The organism is Xanthomonas boreopolis, from assembly GCF_046529185.1.
Taxonomy (GTDB): Bacteria; Pseudomonadota; Gammaproteobacteria; order Xanthomonadales; family Xanthomonadaceae; genus Pseudomonas_S; species Pseudomonas_S boreopolis.
In genome coordinates this window covers 1,464,040-1,478,234 of sequence record NZ_CP097162.1, presented here as the reverse complement: position 1 = coordinate 1,478,234, position 14,195 = coordinate 1,464,040, and the positions used below count along the sequence as shown (strand labels likewise).

17 protein-coding genes are annotated in these 14,195 nt (G+C 70.4%); 14 read left to right on the top strand and 3 right to left on the bottom strand.

Annotated elements, in window-relative coordinates; genetic code table 11:
- Window positions 1-54 precede the first annotated feature (54 nt).
- The 3 genes from M3M27_RS06565 to M3M27_RS06555 form a co-directional block, all read right to left on the bottom strand.
- Window positions 55-372: an EF-hand domain-containing protein gene (locus M3M27_RS06565; RefSeq protein WP_140719044.1), complete on the bottom strand. Its 318-nt coding sequence runs from the start codon at window positions 370-372 to the stop codon at window positions 55-57.
- On the bottom strand, window positions 369-1,643 hold the full coding sequence (murA, locus tag M3M27_RS06560) for a UDP-N-acetylglucosamine 1-carboxyvinyltransferase (RefSeq protein ID WP_140719045.1): 1,275 nt from the start codon (window positions 1,641-1,643) through the stop codon (window positions 369-371). Before murA ends, M3M27_RS06565 begins: the two co-directional genes overlap by 4 nt.
- Before the next feature lie 110 nt (window positions 1,644-1,753).
- Entirely contained in the window at window positions 1,754-1,984 is a 231-nt protein-coding gene (locus tag M3M27_RS06555; protein ID WP_140719046.1) for a BolA family protein, read from the bottom strand.
- A 52-nt stretch (window positions 1,985-2,036) separates the two neighbouring features.
- On the opposite strand from M3M27_RS06555, the gene M3M27_RS06550 reads away from it, so the two are divergent.
- The 14 genes from M3M27_RS06550 (at window position 2,037) to mgtE (ending at window position 14,115) form a co-directional block, all read left to right on the top strand.
- Entirely contained in the window at window positions 2,037-3,038 is a 1,002-nt protein-coding gene (locus M3M27_RS06550; protein ID WP_140719047.1) for a KpsF/GutQ family sugar-phosphate isomerase, read from the top strand.
- Window positions 3,039-3,087: 49 nt separating this feature from the next.
- The gene (locus M3M27_RS06545) at window positions 3,088-3,636 is read left to right on the top strand and encodes a KdsC family phosphatase (RefSeq protein WP_140719936.1); all 549 of its coding nucleotides are present in this window, start codon (window positions 3,088-3,090) and stop codon (window positions 3,634-3,636) included.
- Window positions 3,633-4,202, top strand: a complete 570-nt coding sequence (lptC, locus tag M3M27_RS06540; protein WP_434027526.1) for an LPS export ABC transporter periplasmic protein LptC — start codon at window positions 3,633-3,635, stop codon at window positions 4,200-4,202. The genes M3M27_RS06545 and lptC overlap by 4 nt, the downstream gene beginning before the upstream one ends.
- A complete protein-coding gene (gene lptA, locus M3M27_RS06535; RefSeq protein WP_140719049.1) occupies window positions 4,180-4,716 on the top strand; it encodes a lipopolysaccharide transport periplasmic protein LptA in 537 nt (178 codons plus the stop codon). The genes lptC and lptA overlap by 23 nt, the downstream gene beginning before the upstream one ends.
- Window positions 4,716-5,435, top strand: coding sequence for an LPS export ABC transporter ATP-binding protein (gene lptB, locus M3M27_RS06530; protein WP_140719050.1), 720 nt, complete (start codon window positions 4,716-4,718; stop codon window positions 5,433-5,435). Before lptA ends, lptB begins: the two co-directional genes overlap by 1 nt.
- Before the next feature lie 82 nt (window positions 5,436-5,517).
- Window positions 5,518-6,897 (top strand): RNA polymerase factor sigma-54, encoded by a 1,380-nt coding sequence (locus M3M27_RS06525; RefSeq protein ID WP_434027969.1) that lies wholly within the window; start codon window positions 5,518-5,520, stop codon window positions 6,895-6,897.
- A 53-nt stretch (window positions 6,898-6,950) separates the two neighbouring features.
- Window positions 6,951-7,268: a ribosome hibernation-promoting factor, HPF/YfiA family gene (hpf, locus tag M3M27_RS06520; RefSeq protein ID WP_140719052.1), complete on the top strand. Its 318-nt coding sequence runs from the start codon at window positions 6,951-6,953 to the stop codon at window positions 7,266-7,268.
- Window positions 7,269-7,288: 20 nt separating this feature from the next.
- Entirely contained in the window at window positions 7,289-7,738 is a 450-nt protein-coding gene (locus tag M3M27_RS06515) for a PTS sugar transporter subunit IIA (RefSeq protein WP_140719053.1), read from the top strand.
- 135 nt (window positions 7,739-7,873) lie between these two features.
- Window positions 7,874-8,824, top strand: a complete 951-nt coding sequence (gene hprK / locus M3M27_RS06510; RefSeq protein ID WP_140719054.1) for an HPr(Ser) kinase/phosphatase — start codon at window positions 7,874-7,876, stop codon at window positions 8,822-8,824.
- Window positions 8,821-9,696, top strand: coding sequence for an RNase adapter RapZ (rapZ, locus tag M3M27_RS06505; protein WP_434027525.1), 876 nt, complete (start codon window positions 8,821-8,823; stop codon window positions 9,694-9,696). The genes hprK and rapZ overlap by 4 nt, the downstream gene beginning before the upstream one ends.
- 121 nt (window positions 9,697-9,817) lie before the next feature.
- A complete protein-coding gene (locus tag M3M27_RS06500; protein ID WP_140719056.1) occupies window positions 9,818-10,210 on the top strand; it encodes a PTS sugar transporter subunit IIA in 393 nt (130 codons plus the stop codon).
- Entirely contained in the window at window positions 10,203-10,472 is a 270-nt protein-coding gene (locus M3M27_RS06495) for an HPr family phosphocarrier protein (RefSeq protein WP_140719057.1), read from the top strand. Before M3M27_RS06500 ends, M3M27_RS06495 begins: the two co-directional genes overlap by 8 nt.
- Before the next feature lie 64 nt (window positions 10,473-10,536).
- A complete protein-coding gene (ptsP, locus tag M3M27_RS06490) occupies window positions 10,537-12,267 on the top strand; it encodes a phosphoenolpyruvate--protein phosphotransferase (RefSeq protein ID WP_434027524.1) in 1,731 nt (576 codons plus the stop codon).
- 495 nt (window positions 12,268-12,762) lie between these two features.
- Complete coding sequence (gene mgtE / locus M3M27_RS06485; RefSeq protein WP_140719059.1) at window positions 12,763-14,115, top strand: magnesium transporter; 1,353 nt, start codon at window positions 12,763-12,765, stop codon at window positions 14,113-14,115.
- Window positions 14,116-14,195 lie beyond the last annotated feature (80 nt).

Sequence of the window (14,195 nt, the reverse complement as noted above, 5' to 3'; positions counted from 1 at the left end):
GCGAAGACACCGCCGGAGCGACGCCGATCGCTCCCGCGGTGCCCGCCAAACCGGTTACTTGGCGTCGCCCGCCGATTCCTGCTTGAACACGGTGCGGCAGTCCACGCGGATCTGCTGGCCGCTGCCGCGCCAGTAGAACGTGCTGCAGTGGCGGTTGCCGTCCACCGTCTTCTTCACCGCCACCGCGTAGAACGCCTGCGCGATCTCGCTGCGGCTGGCGGTGCCGTCGCCGTTCCAGTCCATGTCGCGCAGCTCGACGCCCTGCGTGATCGCCATGCCGGCGTACCAGGCGTATCCGAGCCAGGCCAGGACCACCAGCATCACGCCCGCCAGCGCCTTGCGGCGCGCGGTGAACTTGCCGCGCAGGATCATGCGATGCGCCGGATGGTCGCTCCGAGCGCCCCCAGCTTCTCCTCGATGTTCTCGTAACCACGGTCCAGGTGGTAGATGCGGTCGATGGTGGTCTCGCCCTGGGCGACCAGGCCGGCCAGGATCAGCGACGCCGAGGCGCGCAGGTCGGTGGCCATCACCGGCGCGCCGCTCAGTTGCTCGGCGCCCTGCACGATCGCGGTATGCCCCTCGATCTGGATGTTCGCGCCCAGGCGCATGAGTTCGTTGACGTGCATGAAGCGGTTCTCGAAGATCGTCTCGTTGATCACGCCGACGCCCTCGGCCACGCAGTTGAGCGCCATGAACTGCGCCTGCATGTCGGTCGGAAACGCCGGGTACGGCGCGGTGGTCAGGCTCACCGCGCGCGGCCGCCGCCCCTTCATGTCGAGGGTGATGGTGTCCTCGGTGCAGTCCAGCTCAGCGCCGGCCTCCTTGAGCTTGTCCAGCACCGCGTCGAGCGTATGCGGCCGGGCGCGGCGCACCGTGACGCGGCCGCCGGTCATCGCCGCAGCGACCAGGAAGGTGCCGGTCTCGATGCGATCGGGCAGCACCGCGTGGCGTCCGCCGCTCAACCGCTCCACGCCCTCGATCACGATCCGGGAAGTGCCGGCGCCTTCGATCTTCGCGCCGAGCGTGACCAGGCATTGCGCCAGGTCCACCACCTCCGGCTCCATCGCCGCGTTCTCCAGCACCGTGGTGCCCTCGGCCAGGGTCGCGGCCATCAGCACGTTCTCGGTGCCGGTGACGCTGACCACGTCGAACACGTAGCGGCCGCCCTTGAGCCGGCCGTTGCTGGTGGCCTTGATGTAGCCGTTCTCGACCACGATCTCGGCGCCCAGCGCCTGCAGCCCCTTGATGTGCTGGTCGACCGGCCGCGAGCCGATCGCGCAGCCGCCCGGCAGCGACACTTCCGCCGCGCCGTGCCGCGCCAGCAGCGGCCCCAGCACCAGCACCGAGGCGCGCATGGTCTTGACCAGTTCGTAGGGCGCCACGTGCTGGTTGACGGTGCGCGGGTCGACGACGATCGAACTGCCCTTGGCGAGCGTGCCCTCGTCGAGCCCGACCTCGGCGCCCAGCTCGCTCAGCAGCTTGACCGTGGTGATCACGTCGTGCAGGTGCGGTACGTTGGTGACCTCCACCGGCGCGTCCGCCAGCAAGGTCGCGCAGAGGATGGGCAGCACCGCGTTCTTGGCGCCGGAAATGTTGACTTCACCGTGCAGCGGCGTGCCGCCGGTCACTACGATCTTGGCCATGTATGTGCGAAATGTCCGGGAATGTGGCTTTTCGCAGGAGTGGCGGCGGCCTGCCCCGTGGGGCCCTGCCGGGCCGGCGCCGCTCCTGCGGGGATTCTTGGGGGAGCGGATCAGGCGGCTTCGTCGGGCGTGACGGTCTTCAGCTGCAACGCGTGGATCGCGCCGCCCATCAGGTCGCCGAGCGTGGCGTACACCATGCGGTGCCGCGCCAGCGGCAGCTTGCCGCGGAAGGCCTCGCAGACCACGGTCGCTTCGAAGTGCACGCCGTCCTCGCCGTGCACCTCGGCGCGGGACTGCGGCAGGCCGGTCTCGATGAGTTTACGGATGGTTTCGGCGTCCAACGGGCTTTCCTAATAAAATGATCGGCCATTCTACTCTCCGTCCGGGTCCCGCATGGCCGTGTCGCCCCTGTCCCTCGATGCCGTCCGCGACGCCGACCTGGTCGCCAGCGGCCGGCGCGTGATGGAGATCGAGCGCGGCGCGCTGGCGACGGTGGGCGAGCGCATCGGCGAGGACTTCGCGGCCGCCTGCCGCCTGATCCTCGGCAGCCGCGGCCGCGTGGTCGCCACCGGCATGGGCAAGTCCGGGCATGTCGCCCGCAAGATCGCCGCGACCCTGGCCTCGACCGGCACCCCGGCCTTCTTCGTGCACCCCGGCGAGGCCGGCCACGGCGACCTGGGCATGATCACCGAGGCCGACGTGGTCCTGGCGCTGTCCTATTCCGGCGAGTCCGACGAGATCCGCATGCTGCTGCCGGTGCTCAAGCGGCAGGGCAACCCGATCGTCGCGATGACCGGCCGGCCGGGCTCGACCCTGGCGCAGGCGGCCGACGTCCACCTGGACGTGAGCATCCCGGTCGAGGCCTGCCCGCTCGACCTCGCCCCCACCTCCAGCACCACCGCCTCGCTGGCGATGGGCGACGCCCTGGCGGTGGCGCTGCTGGACGCGCGCGGCTTCACCGCCGACGACTTCGCCCGCTCGCACCCGGCCGGCAGCCTGGGGCGCCGCCTGCTGCTGCACATCACCGACATCATGCACGGCGGCGAAGACCTGCCGAGCGTGCGCGAGGACGCCACCGTCAGCGAGGCGCTGATGGAAATGAGCCGCAAGCGCCTGGGCATGACCGCCATCGTCGATGCCGACGGCACCCTGCTCGGCCTGTTCACCGACGGCGACCTGCGCCGCGCCCTCGACAGCGACATCGACGTGCGCAATACCCGCATCGCCGAGGTGATGACGCGCAATCCCCGCACGATCGGCGCCGACCAGCTGGCGGCCGAGGCGGCGCGGCTGATGGAGGCGCACAAGATCAACGGCCTGATCGTGGTCGACGAGCGCCGCCGCGCCGTCGGCGCGCTGAACATTCACGACCTGTTGCGCGCCAAGGTGGTGTAACCGCCCCTGCGCCCCCATGAACGACACGGATAGCCAAGTCCCCATCCCGATGCCCTACTCGCCGCTGCACCGCCTGCCCCAAGAGCTCGCCGCCCGCGCCGCGCGGATCCGCCTGGCGTGCTTCGACGTGGACGGCACCCTGACCGACGGGCGCCTGTACTACGACCATGCCGGCAACGAGAGCAAGGCCTTCAACGTGCTCGACGGCCAGGGCCTCAAGCAGCTGGAGGCGGCCGGCATCCACGTCGCGCTGATCACGGCGCGCTCCAGCCTGTCGGCGGAGAAGCGCGGCCAGGACCTCGGCCTGCACGTGCAGATCGGCGTGAAGAACAAGCGCCTGGCGGTGGAAGCCCTGTGCGAGGCCCACGGCGTGGCGATCGGCGACACGCTGTTCATGGGCGACGACCTGCCCGACCTGCCCGCGCTGCTGGCGGTGGGCCTGCCGGTCGCCCCGGCCAACGCGCACCCCTGGATCGCCGAGCGGGTGCGCTGGCATACCCAGGCGCGCGGCGGCGAAGGCGCCGCGCGCGAGGTCTGCGACGTGCTGCTGGCGGCCCAGGACAAGGTGGACGCGGTGATCGCGAGGTTCTCCGCATGAGCTGGCGCGGCGTGCTCGGCTGGGTGTTGCTGGCGGCGGCGATCCTCAGCGGCTGGTCGGCCTGGCGCCAGCGCGACCGCGCACTGGCCGGCGACGCGGACGACAACGGCGCGGACTACGTGCTGCGCGACTTCGAGATGACCGCGCTCGACAAGGACACCGGCAAGGTGGCGCTGGTCCTGCGCGCCCCGGAGATGCACCGGGACCGCGCCGACGAGATCTCGCACATCACCACGCCGCTGTTCCTGATCCCGGACAACAACGACCAGGAATGGACCCTGCGCGCCAAGACCGGCTGGCTCAGCCCCAGCGGCGACGAGCTGCGCCTGCGCGAGGACGTCATGGGCGACAGCCCGACCACCGGCAACGTCCCGCCGACCACGCTGCGCACCGAGAGCCTGGACGTGTTCCCGAAGCGGAACCTCGCCAAGACCGCCGAGCCGGTCACCATGACCCGGCCGGGTATCATCCAGCGTGGCGTCGGCTTCGAGGCCGACCTCAAGACCCGGCAGTACCAGCTCCTTTCACAGGTCAAGACCCGATATGAACCGAATGCTGCCAAGTAAGTCAGTGGCGCTGGCGCTGCTCGCCCTGGCGCTGCCCATGCTCGCCGTCGCCAAGACCAGCGACCGCAACGAACCGATGACCATCGACGCCGCCACCCAGAGCGGCAGCATGCTCGGCGACAACGCCAAGGTGCGCTACAGCGGCGACGTGGTGATCCTCCAGGGCACCCTGGAAATCCACGCCGATACCGCCGACGTCTTCCAGAAGGACGGCCAGGTCGACAAGGTGGTGCTCACCGGCAGGCAGGCCACGCTGAAGCAGCAGCTGGACGACGGCACCTGGATGAACGGCCGCGCCGACAACATCGAGTACCAGGTCAACCAGGACGTCGTGATCCTCACGGGCAACTACCGCGTCGAATCGGCCAAGGGCACCAACGCCGGCCAGCGCATGGTCTACAACACCAAGACCGGCGACATGCAGAGCGGCGGCGACGGCTCGCGCGTGCGCACCGTGATCCAGCCCAAGAACAAGACCGCCACGCCGGCGGCGCCCACGCAGGAGAAGAAGTGATGCTGGTCGCCAGCGGCCTGCGCAAGCGCTACAAGCAGCGCGAGGTGGTGCGCGAGTTCGGCCTGTCGCTGGAGGCCGGCGAGGTGGTCGGCCTGCTCGGTCCCAACGGCGCCGGCAAGACCACCTGCTTCTACATGATCGTCGGGCTGGTCGAGGCCGACTCCGGGCGCATCGAACTGGACGGCCAGGACATCACCGCCGAGCCCATGTACCGCCGCGCCAAGCTCGGCGTCGGCTACCTGCCCCAGGAACCGTCGGTGTTCCGCAAGCTCAGCGTGGCCGACAACATCCGCCTGGTGCTGGAGCTGCGCGAGGACCTGGACGCCGCCGGCCGCGAGAAGGAACTGGCCTCGCTGCTGGACGAACTGCAGGTCAGCCACGTCGCCGAGCAGCTCGGCGCCAGCCTGTCCGGCGGCGAGCGCCGGCGCGTCGAGATCGCCCGGGCCCTGGCCGCCAAGCCGCGCCTGATGCTGCTGGACGAGCCCTTCGCCGGCGTCGACCCGATCTCCGTCGGCGAGATCCAGCGCATCGTCACCCACCTCAAGGAGCGCGGCATCGGCGTGCTGATCACCGACCACAACGTGCGCGAAACCTTGGGAATCTGCGACCGCGCGTATATCCTCGCCGAGGGCGTCGTCCTCGCGCAGGGGGCCCCGGACGACATCCTCGCCAATCCGGACGTGCGCCGCGTCTACCTGGGAGAGACCTTCCGGCTCTGACCTGCGGCCGCGGCCCGGCGCTTCCCCCCACGGGACCGACATGAAGGCAAGGCTGCAGACATCGATGGGGCAACAGCTGGTCATGACGCCGCAGCTGCGTCAGGCCATCCGTCTGCTGCAGATGTCCGCCGCCGAGCTGGAACTGGAGATCGCCGAGGCGGTGGAGACCAACCCGCTGCTGGAATGGGTGGAGGACGCCCAGCTCTCGCTGGACGGGAACGCCGCGGAGGACGGCCGCGACGCCGATGCCGCCCCCCCTTCCCGGGACGAGGACCAGGACGGCGACTGGAGCCCCGACGAAACCGCCTGGACCGCCGCCCCCGGCTCCCATGACGACGACGATCAGGCCAACCCGGCCGAACGGGTCGCCGACCCGGAAACGCTGGCCGACCACCTGCTCTGGCAACTGCACCTGTCGCACCTGTCGGCCCGCGACCGCCGCATCGGCGCCGCGCTGATCGACGCGCTGGACGACGACGGCTACCTGCGCGAGCCGATCGCCGCGATCGCCGAGACGCTCGCCGGCGAATTCCACGCCGACGAGGACGAGATCCTCGCCGTCCTGCACCAGATCCAGCGCTTCGACCCGCTCGGCGTGGCGGCGCGCTCGCTCGGCGAATGCCTGGCGCTGCAACTGGAGGTCCTCCCGGCCGGCACGCCCGGGCGCGAGCTGGCGCTGCAGATCGTGGCCGGGCCGCTCGACCGGTTGCCGCGCGCCGGCGTCGCAGGCCTGGCCCATGAGCTGAAGCGCCCGCCCGACGAGGTCGAACAGGCCGTGCAACTGGTGCGCTCGCTCGATCCGCGCCCCGGCAAGCAGGTCGGCGAGCTGGCGCCGGACACGTACGTGACGCCGGACTGCGTGATCTGGCGCCAGCGAGGCGTCTGGCGCGCGGCGCTGGCCGGCCGCTCGCAGCCGAAGATCACCATCCACCGCGGCTACGAGCAGTTGATCCGCCGCTGCGGCGAGGCCGACGCCGGCTACCTGCGCACCCAACTGCAGGAGGCGCGCTGGCTGCTCAAGGGCCTGGAAGCGCGCGGGGAGACCCTGCTCAAGGTGGTGCGCTGCCTGCTCAAGGAGCAGGCCGGGTTCCTGGAATTCGGTGAACAGGCGCTGCGACCGCTGACCCTGCGCGAAATCGCCGGCGAACTGGGGCTGCACGAATCGACCGTCTCCCGCGCCATCGCCCGCAAGTACGTGCGCACCCCGCGCGGGACGATCCCGCTGCGCGCCTTCTTTGCCTCCGGCATCGATACCGACAGCGGCGGGGAGGCCTCCAGCACGGCCATTCAGGCGATGATCCGGCGCCTGATCGAGGCGGAGAACCCGCGCAAGCCCCTGTCTGACGCCAAGCTGGCTGAGCTGCTCAAGACCTCCGGCGTGCCAGTGGCGCGCCGCACCGTGGCGAAGTATCGTGAGGCCATGAACATTTCCGCCTCCCACGAGCGCGTACGCATCGCCTGACTCCTCGTCGGGGCGGGAAGTTCATTGGCCCACCGAACCAATGGAGGTATCCGATGCGTATCGAGACGTATGGCCAGCAAGTCGAAGTCACTCCCGCCCTGCGCGAATACGTGGAGACCAAGCTGCAGCGCCTGCAGCGTCATTTCGACCAGCACTGCGAAGTCCGCACCCAACTGGCGCTGAAGAAGCCCGACCACCACGTGATCGCCACCGTCAACCTCCCGGGGCGCACCCTGCATGCCGACGCCAGCGCGCCGACCATGTACGCCGCCATCGACCTGCTTGCCGACAAGCTCGATCGCCTGATCCTCAAGCACAAGGAAAAGAAACAGGACCACCATGCCCGCGAGGTGCGCGACAATCAGGCCTGACTGTCCCGCCTGATCCAAGCATGCTCCTGACCCAGCTGATGGCGGCCGTGCGCACCGTGGTGTCGCCGGCCGCCGACCGCGAAAGCGTATTGGGCCTGGCGGCCGGCCTGCTGGCCTGCCGCCAGGCCGGTAGCGACGAACTGCTGGCCAGCCTGCGCGAGCGCGAGGCGCTCTGCAGCACCGCCATCGGCCACGGCATCGCCATCCCGCACGGGCGCTGCCCCGGGCTGAGCGAACCCCGCGGCGCCCTGATCCGCCTGCAGCGCCCGATCGATTTCGGCGCCGCCGAGCCGGTCGACCTGCTGTTCGCCATGGCCGTCCCCGGCCACTACACCCACGAACACCTGATGCTGCTGTCCGAGCTGGCCGAGCACTTCTCGGACCCGGCCTTCCGCGACGCGCTGCGCCGGGCGCCGGACGAAACGGCGCTGCTGCACCTGCTTTCCACGCATACTCCCGGGGTCTGTTGACGCCGGCGGGGCGGTCCCGCCGCGCCTCGGCGCGGGCCAGGCAAGCAAGAACGAGAGAGAACCCATGTCGATGAGAGACCGAGTGACGATGCAGCATCGCGCGCGCCCGCGCGCGGCCCTCCGGGCCGGCGCCGCATGAACACCAGCATTTCCGCGCGCGAGCTGTTCGACCAGCAGCGCGAGAAACTGGGCTTGCGCTGGATCGCCGGGCACAAGGGCGAGCATCGCGAGATCGAGGCCGGCGGCACCAACTCGCGCCGGCCCTCGCTGGCCGGCTACCTCAACGCGATCTACCCCAACAAGGTGCAGATCCTCGGCACGGAGGAGCTGACCTGGCTGGATTCGCTCGACTCGCGCCAACGCTGGGAGACGATCGAGAAGATCGTCCAATACCAGCCGCTGGCGCTGGTGATCAGCAAGAACCAGGCCTGCCCGGAGGACCTGCGCGCGGCCGCCGACGAGGCCAACATCCCGCTGTGGGTCTCGCCCAAGCGCGGCCACGAGCTGCTCAACCACCTCTCCTACCACCTGGCGCGCACGCTCGCGCCGCGGGTCACGCTGCACGGCGTGTTCATGGAGATCTACTCGATCGGCGTGCTGATCACCGGCGAGGCCGGCTCCGGCAAGAGCGAGCTGGCGCTGGAACTGCTCAGCCGCGGTCATCGGCTTGTCGCCGACGATGCGCCAGAATTCACCCAGATCGCCCCGGACGTGCTCGACGGCACCTGCCCGGAACTGTTGCAGGACCTGCTGGAGGTGCGCGGCCTGGGCGTGCTGAACGTGCGCGACATGTTCGGCGACACCGCGGTGAAGAAGAACAAGTACCTGCGCCTGATCGTGCACCTGACCAAGCCGATGACCGAACCCACCCCGCACGGCTACGAGCGCCTGACCGGCGATTCCGGCACCCGCCACGTGCTGGACCTGGACGTGCCGCTGATCACCCTGCCGGTGATGCCCGGCCGCAACCTGGCGGTATTGACCGAGGCCGCCACGCGCCTGCACATCCTGCGCACCAAGGGCATCGATCCGGCCGCGATGTTCATCGCCCGCCACAGCAACCTGCTGGAGCGGCGCCACCCATGAGCCAGGCCGGCCATACCCTGGTCATCGTCAGCGGCCTGTCCGGCTCGGGCAAGTCGGTGGCGCTGAAGACCTTCGAGGACCTGGACTACTACTGCTCGGACAACCTGCCGGTGGAGCTGCTGCCGGACTTCGTGCGCAGCCGCCTGGCCGACCAGCCCGTCGGCGAGCAGCGCCTCGCGGTCGGCATCGACGTGCGCAGCCGCAGCGATCTCTCGCAGCTGGCGCAATGGCGCGAACGCGCGCAGCAGTACGGCATCGGCGCGCGCCTGCTGTTCTTCGAGGCCAGCGACGAGGCGCTGCTCAAGCGCTACGCCGATACCCGCCGCCGGCACCCGCTCAGCCACCTGGGCCTGTCGCTGCCGGAGGCGATCGCGCGCGAGCGCGTGCTGACCGCGCCGCTGCGCGAGCAGGCCGACGCGATCGTCGACACTTCAACGCTCAACGTGCACCAGCTGCGCCGGCGCGTGGTCACCGAGTTCGCGCTCAGCCACGACGACAACCGCCTTTCGCTGCTGTTCGAATCGTTCGCCTACAAGCGCGGCGTGCCGGCCGAGGCCGATTTCGTGTTCGATGCCCGCGTACTGCCGAACCCGCACTGGGAGCCGGACCTGCGCCCGCTCACCGGCCGCGACGCCGGCGTGCGCGACTACCTGGAACGGCAGCCGGAAGTGGTGCGCTACGTCGAGCAGATCACCGGCCTGCTCGACACCTGGCTGCCGCGCCTGCGCAACGACACCCGCAGCTACGTGACCATCGCCTTCGGCTGCACCGGCGGCAAGCACCGCTCGGTGTACCTGGCCGAGCGCCTGGCCCGCCATGCCCGCGAGCAGGGCTGGCCCGAGGTGGCCACTTTCCATCGCGAGCTCGACTGACCCTGCCCCCATCGGGGCGCCGGAACCGATCTCAAGAGCGGCCGGCGTGGGCCGGTGCATCCCGCCGGCAATCCCGGCAAGACGCTATCGTCCGGTCACGCCGACCTGTTAACGTTCCGCCATGGCCTGTGGCATCCTCCTCATCACCCACCCCGGCATCGGCAGCGCGCTGTTGAGCGTCGCCACGGGGTTGCTGCGGCAACTGCCGTTGAAGACCGAAGCCTTCGAAGTCCCGTTCGACGCCGACCTCGATGCCCTGCTGCCGCAGGCGTCGGCGGCGTTGCGGCGGGTCGACACGGGCGAAGGCGTGCTGGTCATGACCGACCTGTACGGCGCCAGCCCCAGCAATCTCGCCCGGCGCGTGGCGCAGCTGGGCACGCCGGTCCGGCGCGTGTCCGCGCTGAGCCTGCCGATGCTGTTGCGGGTCATGAACTACCCCGAACAAGAACTGCAGGACCTGCCCGCCACCGCGGCGGCAGGCACCCGCAACGGAGCGATCATCGACGATGCTTGAACGCGAACTCATCGTATCCAACCGCCTCGGGCTGCACGCCAGGGCCACCGCCAAGCTGGTGCAGACCCTGTCGTCGTACCGCTGCAGCGCCACGCTGGCGGCCAAGGGACGCGAGGTCAACGCCAAGAGCATCATGGGCGTGATGCTGCTGGCCGCCGGCCAGGGCACGCCGGTGACGGTGCGCGTGGACGGCGACGACGAGGCGCAGGCCATGGACGCGCTGGTCGCCCTGTTCGAACGCCGCTTCGACGAGGACAGCTGAGCGTGGACGGCAGCGGTCCCGCCCCGGCCGATCCCTGCCACCCGTCCGCTCCAGGGGAACGGACATGAGCCAGCGCCTGCGCGGCCACGGCGCCTCGCGCGGCACCGCGCTGGGACGCGCGCGCGTGCGCCTGCCGCATGCGCTGGAAGTCACCGAGCAACGCATCCCCGCCAACCGCGTGGAGAGCGAGCTGGAACGGCTGCATCGCGCGGTCGACCTGGCCCGCGACGAGATGCACCAGCTGCGCGAGCGCCTGCACGGCGCGCTGGTGCGCGAGGTCGGCGAATTCCTCGACCTGCACGCATTGCTGCTGGACGACCCGGAGTTGCTGTTCGGGCTGGACGAACTGATCCGTACCGGCCGCTACAGCGCCGACTATGCGCTGCGCCTGCAGCGCGACCGGCTCGCGGCGGTGTTCGAGGGCATGGAGGACGCCTACCTCAAGAGCCGCATGGACGACCTGGACCACGTCATCGGCCGCATCCATGCGTTCCTGCAGAAGCGCCGGCCGGACGTGAAAGGCGTGGCCGGCGAGATCCTGGTCAGCGACAACGTCGCGCCCTCCGAGCTGGCGCAGCTGCAATCGCAGGGCGTGGTCGGCATCGTCACCAGCGCCGGCAGCGCGCTTTCGCACAGCGCGATCCTGGCCCGCAGCCTGCACCTGCCGCTGGTGGTCGGCGCCGCCGACGCGCTGCAGAAGGTCAACGACGGCGACGTGCTGATCGTCGACGGCGGCAGCGGCCAGGTCATCGTCGATCCCACGCCGGCCGACCTGCGCGACTATCGCGAGCGCCTGCGCGAGCTGGCCAAGGAGCAGCGCGAGCTGGGCCGGCTGCGCTCCAAGCCGACCCGCACCCGCGACGAGGTCGACATCACCCTGCTGGCCAACGCCGAATCCGCCGAGGACGTCGCGCGCGCGCACGCGCTGGGCGCGGGCGGCCTGGGGCTGTACCGCACCGAGTTCCTGTTCCTGCAGCGCGACGAGCTGCCGGACGAGCAGGAGCAGTTCGAGCGCTACCGCGACGCCGTGCTCGGCATGAGTGGCCGGCCGGTGACGATCCGCACCCTCGACCTGGGCGCCGACAAGGCCGACCGCACCGGGCTGGTGCTCGGCGACGAGGAGAACCCGGCGCTCGGCCTGCGCGGCGTGCGCCTGATGCTGGCGCGCCCGGCCGTGGCCAGGACCCAGCTGCGCGCGATCCTGCGCGCATCCGGCTATGGCCCGGTGCGGATGCTGATCCCGATGGTCAGCGCGCGCGAGGAGATCGTGCAGCTGCGCCGCAAGATCAAGCGCCTGGCCGCGCAGCTGCGCGAGGAAGGCCACGAGATCGCCGAGCACGTGCCGCTGGGCGCGATGATCGAAGTGCCGTCCGCGGCGCTGGCCCTGGAGACCTTCATCGACAAGGTCGACTTCCTGTCGATCGGCACCAACGACCTGGTGCAGTACCTGATGGCGGTCGATCGCAACCACGAGGGACTCGGCGAGCTGTACTCGCCGCTGCATCCGGCCCTGGTGCGGCTGCTGGCGCAGGTGATCGCCACCGCGCAGGCGCACGACACCCCCGTGGCGGTGTGCGGCGAGATCGCGGGCGACCCGCACCTGGTGCCGATGCTGCTGGCGCTGGGGCTGCGCGAGTTCAGCCTGCATCCCGCCACGCTGCTGGAAGTGCGCCGGGCGATCCGCGGCCGCCACCTCGGCAAGCTGCTCGCGCTCGCGCCGAAGCTGCTGCGCGCCCGCGACCGCAAGGACATCGAGAAGTGGCTGGAGAGCGCGGGCGCCGCCGGGCAGGCGTGAACCGCCGGCGTTCCCGCTGGAAGTCGCCGGGTCCCCACCTGCGCGGGACGACACTGGAAACGCCGTGCGATCTCCAGGAGCGATCGGCGTCCCGGGAAACTTTCCGTCGCCGTCCCCGCGCAGGCGGGGACCCAGCGACTTCCGTACCACGCCTGCCACGCCGGCATGACCGCACGGTGACGCGGCCGCGGAGAAAGCCTGGTTTTTTTGCGCCTCCCCGTCTGGGCGGCGCCGGCTACCTCAAGCGATAATGACGCGTTGACCACCTGCACTGCCGCATCCTCCCGGAGCGGTACCGCCCGCCACCCCAGGGGAGCTGCGCATGGCCGAAGCCGTCCGCCAAGAGCCTGTCTTCATGCGCCATCGCGGCGCAACCCGAAGGGCTGGGGCCGTGCGCCCGCGCCGCCGCCTCATCGATCGGGCGGGTATCGACATACATTTCCCCCCTCTTACTTGCATCCCGGGCGCACGGCCCCAGCGCGGACCACATAGCGCATGAAGACAGGCTCTGAGACCGCGCGCCAGCTGCGCCTGCTGTCCGATGCGCTCGACAGCGGACGCCTGGGGCCGGTGCGGCGGCTGGTCAACACCCTCTCGCCGGCGGAAATCGGCAACCTGCTCGAATCGCTGCCCCCGGGCAAGCGCGAGGTGGTCTGGGGACTGGTCGACGCCGAGGACGACGGCGAGGTGCTGCTGCACGTCGGCGAGGAAGTGCGCGAGAGCCTGATCGCCGAGATGGACCCGGACGAGATCGTCGCGGCGGTCGAGGACCTGGACATCGACGACCTCGCCAACCTGGTCGAGGACCTGCCGGACACCGTCATCGACGAAGTCCTCAAGTCGATGGACCGCGAGAACCGCGAGCGGCTCGAGCAGGTCCTGTCCTATCCGGAAGACACCGCCGGCCGCCTGATGAACCCGGACGTGGTCACCGTGCGCGCCGACGTCAACGTCGACGTGGTGCTGCGCTACCTGCGCCTGCGCGGCGAGCTGCCGGAGCACACCGACCACCTGTACGTGGTCAGCCGCCGCCACCAGTACCTGGGCCGGATCTCCCTGGCCTCGCTGGTCACCCACGAGGACGGCACGCCGGTCAACCGGCTGATCGACGACGAGCAGCCCGCGATCGACGTCGGCGAAGGCGCGCAGGAAGTGGCCCGCCAGTTCTCCGACCACGACTGGATCTCCGCCCCGGTGGTGGACGACAACAACATCCTGCTCGGCCGCATCACCATCGACGACGTGGTCGACATCATCCGCGAGCAGGCCGAGCACCAGGCGATGAGCGCGGCCGGCCTGGACGAGGACGAGGACATGTTCAGCCCGGCGCGGCGCGCGTTCCGCCGCCGCCTGCTGTGGCTGGGGATCAACCTGGGCACGGCGTTCATCGCCTCCAGCGTGGTCAGCCGGTTCGAGGGCACCATCGCCCAGTTGGTGGCGCTGGCGGCCTTGATGCCGATCGTGGCCGGCATGGGCGGCAACGCCGGCACCCAGGTGCTGGCGCTGATGGTGCGCGGCCTGGCGCTGGGCCAGATCGGCGCGTCCAACGTGATGACGCTGCTCAAGAAGGAACTGACCGTCGCCCTGATCAACGGCGTCTGCCTGGGCGTCGGCCTGGGCCTGATCGTGCTGGCCTGGTTCCGGCAACCGATGCTGTCGGTGGTGATCGGCTCGGCCCTGACGATCAACCTGTGCACCGCGGCGCTGGGCGGCGTGCTGGTGCCGGTCACGCTCAAGCGGCTGGGCTTCGACCCGGCGCTGGCCGGCGGCGTGATCCTGACCACGTTGACCGACGTGATGGGCTTCCTGAGCTTCCTCGGCCTGGCCACGCTGATCCTGCTGCGCTAGCGCGCCGCTCCCGGGAAGGCTTCCCGCGGCCCCGGATGGCGCGGGGCTGAACGCCCTCGCCTGGCCGCGTATCGGCGGGC

Excerpts from the sequence above, each read along its gene's own strand:
- M3M27_RS06565 (WP_140719044.1), bottom strand. The coding sequence starts at position 372 with ATGATCCTGCGCGGCAAGTTCACCGCGCGCCGCAAGGCGCTGGCGGGC.
- murA (WP_140719045.1), bottom strand. The coding sequence starts at position 1,643 with ATGGCCAAGATCGTAGTGACCGGCGGCACGCCGCTGCACGGTGAAGTC.
- M3M27_RS06550 (WP_140719047.1), top strand. The coding sequence starts at position 2,037 with ATGGCCGTGTCGCCCCTGTCCCTCGATGCCGTCCGCGACGCCGACCTG.
- M3M27_RS06545 (WP_140719936.1), top strand. The coding sequence starts at position 3,088 with ATGCCCTACTCGCCGCTGCACCGCCTGCCCCAAGAGCTCGCCGCCCGC.
- lptC (WP_434027526.1), top strand. The coding sequence starts at position 3,633 with ATGAGCTGGCGCGGCGTGCTCGGCTGGGTGTTGCTGGCGGCGGCGATC.
- lptA (WP_140719049.1), top strand. The coding sequence starts at position 4,180 with ATGAACCGAATGCTGCCAAGTAAGTCAGTGGCGCTGGCGCTGCTCGCC.
- lptB (WP_140719050.1), top strand. The coding sequence starts at position 4,716 with ATGCTGGTCGCCAGCGGCCTGCGCAAGCGCTACAAGCAGCGCGAGGTG.
- M3M27_RS06525 (WP_434027969.1), top strand. The coding sequence starts at position 5,518 with ATGACGCCGCAGCTGCGTCAGGCCATCCGTCTGCTGCAGATGTCCGCC.
- hpf (WP_140719052.1), top strand. The coding sequence starts at position 6,951 with ATGCGTATCGAGACGTATGGCCAGCAAGTCGAAGTCACTCCCGCCCTG.
- M3M27_RS06515 (WP_140719053.1), top strand. The coding sequence starts at position 7,289 with ATGCTCCTGACCCAGCTGATGGCGGCCGTGCGCACCGTGGTGTCGCCG.
- hprK (WP_140719054.1), top strand. The coding sequence starts at position 7,874 with ATGAACACCAGCATTTCCGCGCGCGAGCTGTTCGACCAGCAGCGCGAG.
- rapZ (WP_434027525.1), top strand. The coding sequence starts at position 8,821 with ATGAGCCAGGCCGGCCATACCCTGGTCATCGTCAGCGGCCTGTCCGGC.
- M3M27_RS06500 (WP_140719056.1), top strand. The coding sequence starts at position 9,818 with ATGGCCTGTGGCATCCTCCTCATCACCCACCCCGGCATCGGCAGCGCG.
- M3M27_RS06495 (WP_140719057.1), top strand. The coding sequence starts at position 10,203 with ATGCTTGAACGCGAACTCATCGTATCCAACCGCCTCGGGCTGCACGCC.
- ptsP (WP_434027524.1), top strand. The coding sequence starts at position 10,537 with ATGAGCCAGCGCCTGCGCGGCCACGGCGCCTCGCGCGGCACCGCGCTG.
- mgtE (WP_140719059.1), top strand. The coding sequence starts at position 12,763 with ATGAAGACAGGCTCTGAGACCGCGCGCCAGCTGCGCCTGCTGTCCGAT.